Here is a 14,943-nt window from a genome sequence, read left to right on the forward strand (position 1 = left end):
CAGTGCGAACTCTGCTACGGAGTGCCACTCTGGTACACGCAGCTCAAGCCTCACCCACGATATCGCCGTGGTGGTGGCGGGGCGTTCCCTCGAGGGAGTGTTCGGCTTGGAAGATGGCGTCGGTGACGAGTTGGCGGACGTGCTCATTCGCGAGGCGGTAGTAGACCCGGGTTCCGGCTTGCCTTGTGGTGACAACCCGACCTAGGCGCAATTTGGCCAGGTGCTGGGAGACCGATGCCTGGGTCTTGTGGACCAGCTCCGCCAACTGGTTGACCGGCAATTCGCCGTCGCGCAGTGCAAGGATGATTCGGACCCGGGTGGCGTCGGCGAGCATCGCGAAGACTTCGACGGCGAGCTCGACGTATTGGCTGTCCGGTTCCCGGCCGCACACGGCATTATCTGCATCCATGCTTATATTGTTTCATACCGCCCAAATGAGGTATATATATTGAGCAAGGTGCCGTTCGTTAGCTGAGGCTCCTTCGTGGAAACATGCCAGCGACCCCCAACGTCGAGAGACGCCCCGGGTCAGGACAGGCCCCCCCGGCTTTAAGGGGTGGCCCCGATTGGCTCCCGGAACGCCGGGTTTACGCCGCGAAGTGCCAAAGGTCTTACGAGGAGGGGCAACCGCCGGGTGGGACGCCCGGCCTCCTCCCTGGCTGTGCAGAGCGCCGATTGGAGGTGGTCACCGAATGAGTGGTGATCATAGTCGATCCAGCGGTGCCGCCTCTTCGCGGCACTGAATCCAGTGTTTGACGCCGGCCTGGCCTGCGTTTGCGTAATTCCCCCCAACTAGTCGCCCGCGACCTCCACCCTGAGCCCAAGCCGGCATGCCTTCAGCATGCCCTGGGTGGATGTCTTCATGTCCCGGGAAGGACACCCCATGCCCATGAACATCAACACGGGTCCACAGCCCACCATGCCCGCAGCCCACAAAGCAACAGCAGCCCTCGACAGCGCGCACGTCGGCGACATCAAGGGTGCCTTCGGCACCATCAAGGTAGACCAGGAGCAGTCCGGCGGCGGCTGGAAGGCCAAGCTGAAGACCCTCCTGGCCGTCGTCGGGCCTGGCCTGATCGTGATGGTCGGAGATAACGACGCCGGCGCGTTCGGCACGTACACGCAGGCCGGCCAGAACTACGGCACGTCGCTGTTGTGGACCCTCCTGCTCCTGGTTCCCGTCCTCTACGTCAACCAGGAGATGGTCCTGCGGCTCGGCATCGTGACCGGTGTGGGGCACGCGCGGCTCATCCTGGAGCGGTTCGGCAAGTTCTGGGGCGCGTTCAGCGTCATCGACTTGTTCATCTTGAACGCCCTCACCATCGTCACGGAGTTCATCGGCATCAGCCTCGGCCTTGATTACCTGGGCATCCCGAAGGTCATCGGCGTCCTTGTGGCGGCAGCCATCATCATCGCTGCCGCCTCCACCGGATCGTTCAAGCGTTTCGAACGGGTCTGCATGACACTCGTGGCCGGCTCCCTGTTGCTCATTCCGATCATCGTGATGGTCCACCCGGACCTGGGCCAGATGGCCCACGACTTCGTGGTCCCTGGTGTTCCGGAGGGTTCAGAGCTGTCCACAGTGACGCTGCTGATCATCGCGATCGTCGGCACCACCATTGCGCCCTGGCAGCTGTTCTTCCAGCAGTCCTACCTGATCGACAAGCGCATCACCCCGCGCTTCATCAACTACGAAAAGGCAGACCTCTGGATCGGCATCGCCATCGTAGTTGTCGGGGCTGCGGCGATCATGGGATTCACTGCGGCAACGTTTGCAGGGCAGCCTGAGTTCGGGAACTTCACTGACGCCGGAGGAGTCGCCGTCGGCCTCGAAAAATACGTCAGCAAGACCGCCGGTGTGCTCTTCGCTGTCGCCCTGATCGACGCCTCGATCATCGGCGCCGCGGCGGTGGGCCTCTCGACGTCGTACGCCCTTGGTGACGTTCTGGGCCTCAAGCACTCCCTGCACCGCAAGTTCACCGACGCGAAGGGCTTCTACGCCGTCTTCGCCGGGATCCTGCTGATCTCGGCAATCATCGTCCTCATCCCGGGTGCGCCGCTGGGCCTGTTGACGGTCGGCGTCCAGGTTCTTGCCGGTGTGCTGCTCCCCTCCGCGACCGTGTTCCTGTTGCTGCTGTGCAACGACAGGCAGGTCCTCGGCCCATGGGTGAACGGCAAATTCCTGAACATTTTCACCTCGTTCATCATCGGCATCCTGGTGATCCTGTCACTCGTCCTGACCTCGAGCGTCCTGTTCCCTGACATGACCGGGGAGACGATCGTCGCGATCATCTTCATCGGCGGCGGCGTGTGCCTGCTTGGTTGCATCGCCTACTTGGTCTACCGGGCCTTCCGGCCCGGCCCCGCCCGGGAAGCGGTCAGCCACGCGGTGCGCCGCGAATGGCGGATGCCGCCACTGGCGCTCTTGAAGGCGCCGAAACTCTCCACCGCCCGCAGGGCCGGCCTAACCGTGCTGCGCGCCTACCTGCTGATCGCGATGATCCTGGTCATCGTACGGGTGGTCCAGCTCGCTCTTGGCGGCTGAATCCCCACAGCGTAAATTCCACCACAGGACCATCAAAACCTCATGACCTGAAAGGCTCCCAGCGATGAGCACCACCAACGACACCGCACGCGCACAGCGCTTCATGCTTTCAACCCTCCTTCGCCAGCCCGTCCTGGATTCCAAGGACAACCAGATCGGCGTCCTGGCCGACGTCATCGTCCGGCTGCGCGACGCCGCGTACCCGACGCTCAGCGGCCTGGTCATCGACGTGGGCGGCAACAAGATTTTCGTGACCCTTGAAGACGTTGTCGGCATCGAGGCCGAGCGTATCCGGCTGCGCACCACCAAGCTGGACCTCCGCCCGTTCAGCCGGCGCGAAGGAGAAGTCCTGCTCAAGGAAGACGTCCTCGGACACCGGCTCATCGATACCGAACGCACCATCATGGTCAAGGCCTACGACGTCGAACTCAGCCAGAACGGCGGCTCTTGGGAAGCCACCGGACTCGACGTGCACAAACCGCGGTGGTTCCGCACCGAACGCACGCACAAACCCCACGCTGCGCGCGACTGGAACCAATTCCTGCCTCTCATCGGCCACAAGGACTCCAGCAAAGTGCGCTCGGCCTCGGCGCGTTTCCGCAAAATGAAGCCAGCCCAGATCGCCGACCTCATCGAGGAATCCTCGGGCAAAGAGCAGCACGAACTGCTCGCCCAGGTGCATACCGACCCGGAGCTTGAGGCGGATGTCTTCGAAGAGCTCGACGACGACAGCCAGTCACGCATCCTGAAGGACCGCAGCGACGCGGAGGTCGCGGACGTGCTCGCCCACATGCGGGCAGACGACGCCGCCGATGCTGTCATGGACCTCCCGCAGGACCGTCGGATGGCGGTGCTCGAGCTCCTGCCCGCGGTCCAGCACGCCAAGGTCATGGCGCTCCTTGGCTACCATGACGCAACGGCTGGCGGACTGATGGGCACCGACTACACGGCGCTGCCCGCCACTGCCACCGTGGCAGAGGCAATCGACAGCATCCGGACGGCCACCACCCAGCAGCCTGAGGCACTGACCACCATCTATTCCCTCCACCCGGACGGAACGCTCGCCGGTGCCATCGGGCTTGTCCAAGCACTCCAGTCGGACCCGACGAAGATGCTTGGCGAGGTGGCCGACCCCGAGCCCGTCAGCGCGCAGCCCGGCGACGACATCATTGAAGTAACAACCACAATGGCTGACTTCAATTTGCTCACCCTCCCTGTGGTGGATGCCGACCGTCGTGTTCTGGGCGTCGTCACGGTTGACGACGCCCTGGAAGCCGCGATCCCCGACGACTGGGCACGGCGCGAACACAACCGCGCGGCACCAGGCAACAGCCACACCGAGCCGCAGGGTCAGACCAGCCGCTAGACAAGCTGGCCTTCGTCAGGTGCCGGGCATTGCGCCCGGCACCTGTACTGGCTTAAACCGCACGGGCCCGCCGCATCCGGGTCCATCAGGGTGCTCCCCGGTCGGCTCCGTTTCGATCGGCAGGACGTGCGCCATACGGACACCTGAAGAGTCCACCGCAGCCACGGAGACAGAAGTGACACTGACGGGCGGCACGAGGTAGGGCGAAGATTGCGGCACCAGCCACCTGTTATCCCGGGTCTTAGTCAACGGGGCCGGGGTGCAGCCTTCCCCGAAGCATGCCGAAACCGACGTTGGCTCGTGCGCAAAAACCAACTCCGCGTCACCGGTGTAGGCGTGCCCGACCGCGGGGCAGACAGAGCCGGCACCCCCACGGATGAACACAGCCAAGGCCACGACGACGGCGGCCAGCACCCCGAGCACGATCCGCAGCAGCCGCGGGAGCTTCATTCCGCGCGCCTCCTCCGTGACCAATGGATTCCCTTCGTGCGACTCATTCAGCCGTGATTCTCACTCCCGCGACCGCTCCCGTCCACGGACCATTCGGGTCGCGTCGCATCAGGGCTGCCGTAACGTAGCCCTCCGGCAGCTCGACAACCTTCGTCGAAACGCCAGAGCAATCAACATCAAGCCGCAACATCTCCTTCAGCGCTGAAGAAGAGATGAATATCTGTGCGTTCGGGATACCAACGCAAGCCGCCGAGACCGTGTAGCGGCCTGCGGTGGTCACCTTGCCCGTTTTGCTGAAACCAACACCGGGCCCGTCGGCCGGTCCGGAATCGCGAAGGAGCGCGGAATTTTGGGCCGCCGCAAGGCGCTTTTCCAATTCGGCGTAGTTGCGCTTCTCGGCGTCGAGCACCTCCGGGCTCTTCGTCGGCACGGAAGGCGCGGGGCGGCTGCTTTTCTGGGCGGCGGCTGTCCGCACCGGATCGTCGGGACCCTCGTAGGTGCACGCTGCCAGGTCACCGGACAACAGCAAACCCAGCACGGCGGCTACAGCACCATTAAGGACTGGCCTCGCTCCCCCACGACTCGACATGGACAGAGTCTACGGCGGCTACCCCTCGAAGTGCGTTTCCACGCTGTCGCCGGAGACCTGTCCGATCAGTTCGGCAGCCACGTCCCGTAGTTTGCGGTTGCGGTTGCTGGAGACCCTGGTGAGGATTTCCATCGCTTCGGCCTGTGAGCATCTGTTTTGCGCCATGATGACGCCGCAGGCCACGTCGATCGCTGTCCTGCTTTGCATGGCTGATTCCAGGTTTTCTGCCCGGTAGTGGGCGGAATCGATGCGCACGGACAGGTGGAGTATGTCGCGGGCAGCAGCGGCAAAGCCGACGGCCTTGTCGAAGACATCCGGGGTGAACGCGCCTGGCTTCGATGCGAAAAAGTTCAGCGCGGCACTTGCTTCCTCGCTGATTTCCATGGGAATCCCCAAGGAGCTATGAACGCCTATCTCGGTGAATTTCTTGGTGAGCGCCGGCCAGCGCGGGTCGGTCGCCCCGTCGTCGATGATCACCGGGGACATCTCCCGCAGTGCGGCGATGCAGGGGCCGTCACCGATAGCCTGCTCAAGCCGGTCAATCTCGACGGCGCGTGCGCTGCTGCCCGCGGCAGTGAGGGGACGGCGTTTCACTTTGACGGTGACTGCACATTCGACCTCGTCGCCCACAGCATCGGAAATCGAGGCCGCCGCGAGCCGGGACAGCCCGGTAAGGAACTCGGATCCATTCTCCGCGCCTACCAGCACAGACTGAAGGTCCAAAATGCCCTGAAGCTGCTGCTCCGCAGGCTCGGATTCGGGTGAACTCGACATTCTTCGATTCTACTGTTCCAGTTCGCATGGAACAGTGCCGGCGCTGGCAGCCGGCATCCCGCCGTCGTATGCTGCATGCAGTCCCAGGCTTTCGATCCCCGACCCCGGAGCAGACACATGCAGATTCCCAAACCGTCCGACGCCGACAAGGACCACTTCCGCGCGGTGGTCCCCGACAACCCGGATGTGGTGGTCAAGCCGATGTTCGGCAACCTGGGCGCCTTCGTCAACGGGAACATGTTCGCCGGACTGTTCGGTCCGATGATCGGCGTCAGGCTTTCCGACGCCGACCGGGAGGCCCTCGAAACCGCGCACCAAACGCGCCCATTCGGCCCGGAAGGCCGACCGATGGGTGGCTACGTCGGCTTGCCGGAAGCTTTGAGCGCAGACGAAGAGCAGACGGCGGAATGGCTCGAAAAGGCCTTCGCCTACGTTGCGACTCTTCCGCCGAAGGCCGCTAAAGCGCGTTCGTCGAAGAAGTGAGCGCCGCTGCGCCCGGCCGCCGCTAAGCTCAAGATTCTTAAGTGTGGTCTTCTACCAGCCCGCTCGCCGCAATCTCACGGACGGCATATATCGCCCGGGCTGCGGCGTCCGTGTCGCGAAAGGGAATCGAGACTGCAAGTTCATCGCCGAACTCGTCAACGAGCCGCACCCTGCAACCGCCGCAGGTTTCGTCCGTAAACACTTCAAAGTGTCCTGCCATTAGACAAGACCCTCCCGACGGCGACCGGAAGAACGCTTGGGAAGTCCGGGCTGCCCTGTAGCCGGGCTGGCTGCGGGCGGCTGCTGCTGTCCCGATTCGCGTCGCCGCTCCAGTTCGCCCGCCACAAGATCCAATAGCGCCTGGCCTGGTTCGGAGAGCCGGTGGGTTGCGGCCGGAGGGGCTATCTCGTCGCAGTGAAGAAGCACCTGCCGGATACGTTCCAGTTCGCGCGTTGGCACAAATGGCCATCGCCGGAAAAGCTTTTGGATCGCGGTTTGCCTGGGTAGGAAGCCGCGCAAGGGGTCGCTGGGGGCTTCCTGCGCCCAAGACGGCCCGCGCTGTACGGCGCGAACGTCGAAATGGCCAGCCCTTCGACCATGCACATTGGGGCGACTGGGTTTAATCGGTGCCATGACTGACCTCCTCGCAATTACGTCGAGAAGCCAGCTGCTTGACCAATTCCAGCATATAAAAAGTGACTTACGTCATGTCAACCGATTTGACTTTATTTCGGCGAGCGACGGCGGGTGCGCAGCGCTCGCCAGCCGGGATGGGTTACGGGGCGCAGCAGGCCGTCGCGCCGGGCACTCCAAACTGCAAATACAGCCTCTGGCAAAATGGAGCCCAGCGCCCATTAAAGTGAGAGTGCGCTAACGGTTAAGGGAAACCGGGCGAACAGCCAAAATCTGTCGTCACCTGCCCCGGCAGTATCATCATTCGCCCTTGCCGCGACAGCAACCCCGCCTCGTTTCTCGGTTGGATCGGGTGTGGCGTATCGGTCGAGATGGCTTGGAGGCATACATGAACGTAGGTGGGATGACCGATCTTCGCGGCGGCGAGTTGTTTCCGTAGCCGCCCTGAATGCATGAACGTGAGATTACAGGGATTACCTATACCGGTTGCTCCGTGCTCGCAGGCTCTCCATCAAGACCCTAGCCTCTACTAATCGGGTGCAATGAACACTGTATTGGGTGAACGGCCCGCGGCTGATTCCCTTCCCGATGCACCGCAAATACGCAAATATTACGCCTGTGGATCACTCGGCCTTTTTTGAAAGCAGCAACATAGCGTAATATGGATCCAAATGATGGTCGACGCCGCGTGCCACACAATATAGACCATTACCAAGAATTTCATCAGCTAATGGAGACTCGTGCCCGGTCCGGTAGATATTTTTCGCATGAAAATGATGTCAAGGCTTTTCACAATTCGTTCTTTTAGAGAGACTTGGCCACACCTTCGACACGAAATGGCGAAATACATAGTGGACGACCCTTCCGGCGAAGATATATATCTGTTAGGTAACCGCCTGAGCGAAATTTTCCTCGCCGTGCCGGCGGCCATAAGGGCGGAGCAGCTATCGGAAGCCACGACGATGTCCAGCGCTGACCATCCCCAAAGAACACAGCAGGACGTATCAGTCGGCGGCGTCGTCTGGGAGTGCTTCATCACCTGGTACCTGAATTTTGTATGCCATGGCACGGACCTGCTGGCAGCCAAGCGAACCAAAGCAAACACACCGACTATTATCACGGATGCAATTTCCGTCACGCTTCACGGATATTCGACGACCACGGAGTCCGATGTGGTTGTCTACTCGGTACCCGGCGTTGACCCTCAGTCAACCGACGTATTGACCATTGGAAAAATAGATCATCGAATCAAAGAAGATACGCTTGCCTGTTCGGTCGCGATTGTTCAATGCAAAACGAATTGGAATGATAACGCGCAGATTCCCATGCTCTGGGATCTCATCTATCGAAGCATGCCATTTGTAAACGTGAGTTCGATTCAGCTGGGTCGCAATGGCGTAACCCCAAAAAGTTTTCATGACAGTTCTATCAAGTATGCATTCATGACGGTTCCGACAAATAGGGGTTCTAAGTTTGAGGTAGGTAAAGTTCCTGTTACACGAGTACTTGGCCTTTCCGGCGGAAACTATTGGGGGAAGCCCACAAAACCGGGGGTTGCAACTGGCTTTTCAGACTTTCTGACGAATAACTTCAGCGAAAAGTTTGCGGGAAGCATACAGAACCATGTTGACCGTGAGATTTCGGCCGATCCAGAACTTACTCGGAAATTTCTTGACATAGATTTCCACGTTTGAGTTCCTTGTCACCGCCTGTCGATTGTCCGCCTTCGAACCACGGACGCGCACATAATAGATGTTGCAGACCCTACCAAGAGTCCGATTACCCTGGCATGCATCCAAGATTCGGACCCTAGCTGCCGACAGGCCGGACTACCGGCAATGAAGAAACGAGCCCGAACCTCGTCAGCTTGTGCCTTCGCAGGATTTTCTCCGCCGGATTGCTCCTTCGGGTTGCGAGCCTGCGGGCCACCCGCATGAGAGCGTTGTGCGCGGCGACGCAGGCCACTACATGTCTTGTGCCGATACTCGTTTAGACGCTGCAGCCGTTAAACGAGTATCGAACTAGGCTCCAGATGCTCCTTTGCCCTCCTGACGCGCGGCCACTCAGTAAACCTCCTCTGCAAGGAAGAAAGCCGCTACCCTTTGGATCCGTGTCTTCACGCGCAGGGGCAAATAGGGTTCACCGGGCATTGAACGAGGAAGACAGGAACTTTGACATCCATCGGAGACGTGGTTGCACTCTGGGTGTTGACCGGTAGCCTGGCTTGGACTGGGATGGCCTTGGCCGCCCTAACCGTGGCACATCTGGCTGCGGCCAGATGGGAATCAAATCGCCTTGGAAGTCCACGGCCTTGGAGGAGATTCCTGGCTTCCTGAGGGTCAATCGCAAGGCGGCGCAGATCCGTAGGTTTGAGTGTGCGCAGCGTCGCTCCGCCATACGGCTTGCGGCGGCGCACTCAGCCGCGTACCTCGCCCAAGGTCTATCGCTGAGGAGACTCGGAGAAGATATCGGCAAGTCCTTCAGCCAGCATCGACACTGTGGTTCTTGTCTACAAGGAGCCCGGCCGTTGGGACAGGCTATGACGCGAGGAACCTCGACGAAGTGAACTGTATGCACCACACTCAACCGACGAAGGTTACGAACACTCGCTCACGCCCGCTTACTCGAATCCCTAGCTACCAAGGACGTTTGCGGAAACAACTTGGTCAGGCGGCCCACGAACGGGCCTTTAAAGGCCCTTCGCTCCTGAGCGTCGCTAGCTTTGACGGCAATGACGGGCTCCGACGCCCCTCTTTCGACCAACTCGCGTCTGGTGAAGGTACCCTGAGGCCATGCGACCAGGCAGTCGCCTGGACTTTTGTCGGACCGGTACGTCAGAATGGATGGGTGATGAAATACGTTGACCTTTTCGCCGGCTGTGGTGGCCTCTCCCTTGGTATCGAACGCGCGGGAGGTGAACTTGTCGTCGCAGTGGAGAAATCCGACATGGCGGCAAGGACGTTCTTCCATAATCTGGTGGATGACGCGTCGGATCCGATTGCATGGAACCGCTACCTTGCTTCACCTGTCGCAGATCAAGTAGGTCGGGGGGTCCTGGTCCGCGAACTGAACGTGCTGTTAGGCGAAAACGCACTGATGGACGGCCTCGAAGCGGAGGGAATCGACCTCGTGGTTGGCGGGCCGCCCTGCCAAGGGTTTTCGCTGGCAGGCCGACGCAACCCTGAAGACGTTAGAAATAAGCTCCCCTGGGAGTATCTGGAGTTCGTGGCGCGCACGAAGCCGAAGGCCGTCGTCATCGAAAACGTCGTCGGCATGAACCAGAAGTTCAGCTCCCAAGACGAATCTTCCTTCGTGCAGTTGCAGATCGCGTTGGCCGAAACGGAACCCGGATATGTTGTCCAAGGCGTCCAAGCCAACGCCATGCATTACGGCGCCCCCCAGCACCGGCCCCGCCTGATGATCATCGCCCTCCGTTCCGACATCGCCAAAGCAAAGAAGGTCACATCGACCGGGAAACTTTGGAAGTCGGATTTCATTGATAACCTGTCCTACCCACTTCCTGACCTCGCGCCCGTACCGACGGTGTCTCGGGAGAACGTCAGGACAGTTGCACAGGCGATCTCGGACCTTTCGCCACATGCGCCCAAGGGGAGGAATACTGGCAACCGGGACTACCAGCGCGAAATGCGGAGCCCTGCTTGGAAGCTGCGCCGGAAACCGGCCGCGCAAGAACGCAACCACGTCCCTCGAAATCATGCTGCGCGGACGACCGAGCGGTTCCGGCTCTACCAGTATCTGGCAAACAGCGGGCTGGACCAGCGGATCATTAGCCGCGCCGCAGCGCTTCCGGAATCGGACGCGGCCCTTTACGCCAAGACGCAACTCGTGGACGCCCCGCTGCCAGCGATTGCTCCTGACGGGACCGAGCTGGCGCAGACGTTGGACGAGTTATGCCACCTTGTACAGAAGCTTGCCACGAAGAAGCACTCCCAAAAGGTGCTGGGCTGGCACCAGCCGGCACGGACCGTGGTGACGCTGCCCGACGATTACGTCCACCCGGTAGAACCGCGGATCTTTACCGTCCGTGAACTGGCACGGTTCCAGGGATTCCCCGCCGGGTTTGAATTCCTCGGCAAGGAAACGACTGGAGCGCACCGTCGTCGCGTGGAAGTACCCCAATATTCGCAAGTAGGAAACGCCGTCTCCCCCTGGCTATCCTTGGCGGTAGGAAACCGCATAGCCGCACTTTTGGGGGAAACACGCAGTGAGGGAACTGACCGACCTTGAGGTAGAAAACCTCGGCTTCCTCACCCGCTACAGCCTGGAATTTGGACTACTTGAACCCACCTCAACAGGTTTGGGCAAAAGCATCATGGATGCCACCGCCGAGTACAGGGCATTCCTCAAGGGACAGGGCATCCACGACTACGATGCCCAGCCTCAAGGAACCGATGCGAAGCGGATGGTCCCCGCCAGCATTATTACGCTCGCCGGCGACGTTATTGACGCGCCGGCGAGCCTGTACCGCCCCATCACAAAGAACGGCGACCCCCGGGTCTGGTTCTCAAGGCTAAAGCAATACTGCCAGCCCGGGGATATCCTCGTCAGCGTCTGGGCAACGGACCGCATCTGGGTCCTTAATGCCACGCACGTCCGGTTCAGCAGCGCTGCCCACCAACTGGGCGGCTATCGGCAACTGCTCCAACCTCTGGTCGGCGGACGAGAAAGCGTCTTCGAAGAACTCCTCGAAATGCTTCAAGGCATCTCCGCCCGGGGATTCATCCCCACAATCCGCGCCGGCGACACCGGCGTGGGCCACCTTCTTGAAAGCGAGTTGGGGGTCAAGGCGAACTCCCGCAAAGCTCCGGACTACAAGGGCGTGGAAATCAAATCCACCCGAGCGGGGGCATCAAGTCGCAGCCAAACCCTCTTCGCAAAAGTCCCCGACTGGGACATCAGCCAGCTCAAGAGTTCGCGGGACATGCTCGACGAGTTCGGCTACGCACGTGAAGAAGATTTCAAGCTGTACTGCACCGTCAGTTCCAAAGTGGTGAACTCACAAGGGCTCGGCCTCCACGTGGACGAAAAGGCGGGGCTCCTCCACGAAACCTCGACCCATCCCGCGGTTCCTCATCCCGTCACCTGGCGGCTTGACGGACTCCGGGAGGCGCTGGCAGAAAAGCACGCCGACACCTTTTGGGTTCAGGCCGAATCCCGCAAGGAAGGCGGAATCGAATCCATCCACTTCAAATCCGTCATGCAAACAACCAAACCGATCCTCCAGCAGGTCGCCCCGATGCTGGCTGCCGGGACCATCACCGTTGATCACCTGATCTTTCGTAAACATGGAAGGGTCAGTGAACGCGGCCCACTGTTTAAGATCAACAAGAAACACTTCGACGAGCTTTTCCCGCGCCCGATTTACCACGACCTTCGCCCGGTCAGATTGACATCTCCAGTAGCCAGCAGTCCGGTCGATCCGCTGCTAACGGTTCAGGAACCCTTTGACCTTTTCGATTAGCTCCGGGTCCGTTTTCACCTCGCATTCCCACACGACAAGGACCTCCCACCCAAGATCCGCCAGCAAAGGGAGCTGAAGTGCGTCACGCTCCTGATTCCGGGCTCTTTTCGCCGACCAGAACTCGGTATTGGATTTTGGCAGACGGGATCCGACGGGGCAGCTATGGCCATGCCAAAAGCACCCGTGAACGAAGATCACTTTCCCCCGGCCGGCGAAAACTAGGTCCGGTCGTCCGGGCAGCCGACGATCATGGAGACGATAACGGTATCCCAAGGCATGCAGCTTCTGACGCAGCAAGAGTTCCGGCTTGGTGTCCTTGGACCGGATCTTGGACATATGGACGCTTCGCTGCTCCGGGCTCATAAAGTCCGCCATAACCTCCATCCTGCCCTGCACAGACCTCTTCCGCGACACACGATAGTGCCCGGAAGACGACGAGGACACCGACTACGGCGAAATGATGAGATGAGTTGTTGAGATGATCACGGGGACAATTGAAGCGGGCACGCATCATGAGCAGCAAGCCCGTCATAGGCATGAACTTTCAACGGCTCAGACTAACGACGTCCGTCGCCACATGACTGGCCGGGAAGCCGACTGCAAGTCCCGCAACGGCCGCCGCGCGCCCCGTGCGTCTGGCCCCCCCGCCACCGACATCCGCGCCTGCTCCAAGAAGCGCTCCAGCGCCGAACCCTGACCTCGGGCCGGCCTCGAGCCCCAAAAATCGGACGGCCTCGAAAGGTCGTGGTGCTCCTAGCCCCCTATAGAGCGGAGCACCTCCCCGGCCTTACGAGCCCGAAGGTCACACGCCGGTGGCACCAGCAGACACGTTGCACACGGCGTGTTCGACTTGGCCGTTCTCGACCACGGTCCGCCCACCCAGCGACCAGGCCAGTCTATGCCCGGCGTGGAATCCGTCCCATTCGACAACCTCGCCGCACCTAGCACAAATCTTGTCGGCCGAATGCGCCCAGATTAGGCGCCGTTGTGTCTCGGTGAAGGCGGACTTGTCGTCGAGTGTCGATACCATGCCGTTGATGACTTCGACCCAGACATCTATGCGCTCCTGACGGCGGGCCTTCGAGTTGGTCTGCCCGCCCAGGAACCCACGGCCGTACTGCTCCACGAGGGGTTCGAATTCCCCCGGCGAAGGAGTCTCGCCTTTGCGGACCTTATCCACGTACTTCTCGGTCTCGGAGCGAAATGCCGACACCACGTCAATCAACTCCTTGCCCAACCTGTCCATCTGTGGCTTACTCAAGGGCCCACGCATGTGCAGTGCGCCCACCAACCCGTAGAGGTCGTGCTCGCAGGACGAAGGGAAGTGGTATGCCTGCAGACTGGTCTCTTGGGCCAGTTGCCAGATCTGCAGGAGGATTGCACGGAGCCGCTTGGTGGCGTCGGCCAGCTTCTTCGCAGCGTCACCCTTCGGATCGCGGTATAGGCCGTAGAATTCGTCGAGCGAGTCGCGTCGGTGCTGCACGTCGTGGAGCACAAGGACCAGCAGTTCAGAGATCAGCTGCAGGTCCTGCATGCGGTCCCATGATCCAGCCGAGATCCCGCCCATCTTGACGAGAAGCGAAGAAGCCGACGTGCCACTCTCGCCGAACGCAGCTACATCAAGGTCGTTGATGCAGTCGATGACCGTTTGGAGGAAAGCGGTGCCCGTAAAGAAGGCATTCCGGATCTCTTGGGGCTTCAAAGAGTAAGTGCTTCGGTTCATGCGGGCAAAAGATCTAATAGCGGCCGATCGATCGCCCCGCACAAGGAAGATCGGGATCTGGTACTGCCCCAGCCTCATTTTGTACTGGATCTCCAAGTCGGAGTACAGCCGATCGTGGTAGTTGACCGTAACCTCATCGTTCGCAACGTCGAATTCGTCATCATCGAGACCAGCCTTCTCGATATATGAGGTCTTGATCGTGAGCTTGTCACCGACGAAGTTCAGGAGCGAAGTCAGCCTCTGCTTTCCATCAATGACTTCGTAGACGTCATATCCCTGTGAGGAGTCGGCGTACAGCGTGATCGCGCCGATGGGGACACCCCGAGCGATCGAGTCGATTAGCAGCATCTGGTCTTTGGATGCCCATACTGGGCGCCGCTGGTACTCAGGTGAGACGATTAAAGTCCCCGATGACCGCGCCTGCTCAAATGCGGAAACCTGCCACGCGTCAACCCTGATTTCACTCGCCCCCATCGTCACTGCTGCCACCCTTCACATCGTCGACATCTCGCTGCACCAACAGTAACGGATAGCCGATGCACAGGCTGGACTGACCCGGAACGCCTTTCCCTGTCCGCGGCGACGAGACGGAGCCCGGTGCTGGTGCAGGTGCGCTCTGTGGCGGCCACCCTCACGCCGCGTAGGCGTCGTCGACAAAGGCCTTCGGCCGACGGCATCGCCGTGAACACTCGCTCATCGGCCCTGAATCACCCGAGGTCCCGATCCACGAGCATCCGCGGGACGAACCCCGGAGCGGCAAATTCACACACCACCATTTCGATTTGCCTTCACGGGCAATCAAATACTGGCAGTCAGCGCGTCGCTGATGTTCTCTCTCAGCCTCGCCATTTCGGACCTCATCGAGCCACGTTCCCTGCCCGCGAAACTGCCCGGCGGA

13 protein-coding genes and 1 riboswitch are annotated in these 14,943 nt (G+C 60.6%); of the genes, 6 read left to right on the forward strand and 7 right to left on the reverse strand.

Going from position 1 to position 14,943, the window contains the following annotated elements:
* Positions 1 to 43: 43 nt before the first annotated feature.
* The gene (locus L0B83_RS02155; protein ID WP_234756514.1) at positions 44 to 409 is read right to left on the reverse strand and encodes an ArsR/SmtB family transcription factor; all 366 of its coding nucleotides are present in this window, start codon (positions 407 to 409) and stop codon (positions 44 to 46) included.
* 47 nt (positions 410 to 456) lie between these two features.
* Positions 457 to 628, forward strand: a riboswitch (M-box (ykoK) riboswitch).
* 255 nt (positions 629 to 883) lie between these two features.
* On the opposite strand from L0B83_RS02155, the gene L0B83_RS02160 reads away from it, so the two are divergent.
* Positions 884 to 2,545 (forward strand): Nramp family divalent metal transporter, encoded by a 1,662-nt coding sequence (locus L0B83_RS02160; RefSeq protein ID WP_234756516.1) that lies wholly within the window; start codon positions 884 to 886, stop codon positions 2,543 to 2,545.
* A 64-nt stretch (positions 2,546 to 2,609) separates the two neighbouring features.
* A complete protein-coding gene (locus L0B83_RS02165; RefSeq protein WP_234756518.1) occupies positions 2,610 to 3,911 on the forward strand; it encodes a magnesium transporter MgtE N-terminal domain-containing protein in 1,302 nt (433 codons plus the stop codon).
* 15 nt (positions 3,912 to 3,926) lie between these two features.
* Here L0B83_RS02165 and L0B83_RS02170 read toward each other — a convergent pair whose 3' ends face one another.
* From L0B83_RS02170 to L0B83_RS02180, 3 genes are read right to left on the reverse strand one after another with little or no spacing between them, the layout of a single operon-like run.
* Entirely contained in the window at positions 3,927 to 4,361 is a 435-nt protein-coding gene (locus L0B83_RS02170) for a hypothetical protein (protein WP_234756520.1), read from the reverse strand.
* A 43-nt stretch (positions 4,362 to 4,404) separates the two neighbouring features.
* Entirely contained in the window at positions 4,405 to 4,950 is a 546-nt protein-coding gene (locus L0B83_RS02175) for a hypothetical protein (RefSeq protein ID WP_234756522.1), read from the reverse strand.
* Between the two features lie 18 nt (positions 4,951 to 4,968).
* Positions 4,969 to 5,724: a GAF and ANTAR domain-containing protein gene (locus L0B83_RS02180; protein WP_234756524.1), complete on the reverse strand. Its 756-nt coding sequence runs from the start codon at positions 5,722 to 5,724 to the stop codon at positions 4,969 to 4,971.
* A 117-nt stretch (positions 5,725 to 5,841) separates the two neighbouring features.
* Here L0B83_RS02180 and L0B83_RS02185 point away from each other — a divergent pair, with 117 nt between their 5' ends.
* On the forward strand, positions 5,842 to 6,207 hold the full coding sequence (locus L0B83_RS02185; RefSeq protein ID WP_234756526.1) for a TfoX/Sxy family protein: 366 nt from the start codon (positions 5,842 to 5,844) through the stop codon (positions 6,205 to 6,207).
* Between the two features lie 37 nt (positions 6,208 to 6,244).
* On the opposite strand, the gene L0B83_RS02190 is transcribed toward L0B83_RS02185, so the two are convergent.
* Positions 6,245 to 6,427, reverse strand: coding sequence for a YegP family protein (locus tag L0B83_RS02190; protein WP_234756528.1), 183 nt, complete (start codon positions 6,425 to 6,427; stop codon positions 6,245 to 6,247).
* 1,153 nt (positions 6,428 to 7,580) lie between these two features.
* Between L0B83_RS02190 and L0B83_RS02195 the strand changes: the two genes are divergently transcribed.
* From L0B83_RS02195 to L0B83_RS02205, 3 genes are all read left to right on the forward strand, one after another.
* Complete coding sequence (locus L0B83_RS02195; protein WP_234756530.1) at positions 7,581 to 8,534, forward strand: hypothetical protein; 954 nt, start codon at positions 7,581 to 7,583, stop codon at positions 8,532 to 8,534.
* Positions 8,535 to 9,690: 1,156 nt separating this feature from the next.
* Positions 9,691 to 11,088 (forward strand): DNA cytosine methyltransferase, encoded by a 1,398-nt coding sequence (locus tag L0B83_RS02200; RefSeq protein ID WP_234756616.1) that lies wholly within the window; start codon positions 9,691 to 9,693, stop codon positions 11,086 to 11,088.
* Positions 11,066 to 12,322, forward strand: coding sequence for an MvaI/BcnI family restriction endonuclease (locus L0B83_RS02205; RefSeq protein ID WP_234756532.1), 1,257 nt, complete (start codon positions 11,066 to 11,068; stop codon positions 12,320 to 12,322). The genes L0B83_RS02200 and L0B83_RS02205 overlap by 23 nt, the downstream gene beginning before the upstream one ends.
* Here the strand turns inward: L0B83_RS02205 and L0B83_RS02210 are convergent.
* Positions 12,287 to 12,706: a very short patch repair endonuclease gene (locus L0B83_RS02210; protein WP_308193940.1), complete on the reverse strand. Its 420-nt coding sequence runs from the start codon at positions 12,704 to 12,706 to the stop codon at positions 12,287 to 12,289. The genes L0B83_RS02205 and L0B83_RS02210 overlap by 36 nt on opposite strands.
* A 418-nt stretch (positions 12,707 to 13,124) precedes the next feature.
* The gene (locus L0B83_RS02215; RefSeq protein WP_234756618.1) at positions 13,125 to 14,519 is read right to left on the reverse strand and encodes a GmrSD restriction endonuclease domain-containing protein; all 1,395 of its coding nucleotides are present in this window, start codon (positions 14,517 to 14,519) and stop codon (positions 13,125 to 13,127) included.
* Positions 14,520 to 14,943: the final 424 nt, after the last annotated feature.

This window comes from Arthrobacter alkaliphilus, assembly GCF_021483235.1.
Classification (GTDB): domain Bacteria; phylum Actinomycetota; class Actinomycetes; order Actinomycetales; family Micrococcaceae; genus Arthrobacter; species Arthrobacter alkaliphilus.

Bases quoted from the DNA above. Each gene is read 5' to 3' on its own strand.
- L0B83_RS02155 (WP_234756514.1), bottom strand. From the start codon at position 409: ATGGATGCAGATAATGCCGTGTGCGGCCGGGAACCGGACAGCCAATAC.
- L0B83_RS02160 (WP_234756516.1), top strand. From the start codon at position 884: ATGCCCATGAACATCAACACGGGTCCACAGCCCACCATGCCCGCAGCC.
- L0B83_RS02165 (WP_234756518.1), top strand. From the start codon at position 2,610: ATGAGCACCACCAACGACACCGCACGCGCACAGCGCTTCATGCTTTCA.
- L0B83_RS02170 (WP_234756520.1), bottom strand. From the start codon at position 4,361: ATGAAGCTCCCGCGGCTGCTGCGGATCGTGCTCGGGGTGCTGGCCGCC.
- L0B83_RS02175 (WP_234756522.1), bottom strand. From the start codon at position 4,950: ATGTCGAGTCGTGGGGGAGCGAGGCCAGTCCTTAATGGTGCTGTAGCC.
- L0B83_RS02180 (WP_234756524.1), bottom strand. From the start codon at position 5,724: ATGTCGAGTTCACCCGAATCCGAGCCTGCGGAGCAGCAGCTTCAGGGC.
- L0B83_RS02185 (WP_234756526.1), top strand. From the start codon at position 5,842: ATGCAGATTCCCAAACCGTCCGACGCCGACAAGGACCACTTCCGCGCG.
- L0B83_RS02190 (WP_234756528.1), bottom strand. From the start codon at position 6,427: ATGGCAGGACACTTTGAAGTGTTTACGGACGAAACCTGCGGCGGTTGC.
- L0B83_RS02200 (WP_234756616.1), top strand. From the start codon at position 9,691: ATGAAATACGTTGACCTTTTCGCCGGCTGTGGTGGCCTCTCCCTTGGT.
- L0B83_RS02210 (WP_308193940.1), bottom strand. From the start codon at position 12,706: ATGGAGGTTATGGCGGACTTTATGAGCCCGGAGCAGCGAAGCGTCCAT.
- L0B83_RS02215 (WP_234756618.1), bottom strand. From the start codon at position 14,519: ATGGGGGCGAGTGAAATCAGGGTTGACGCGTGGCAGGTTTCCGCATTT.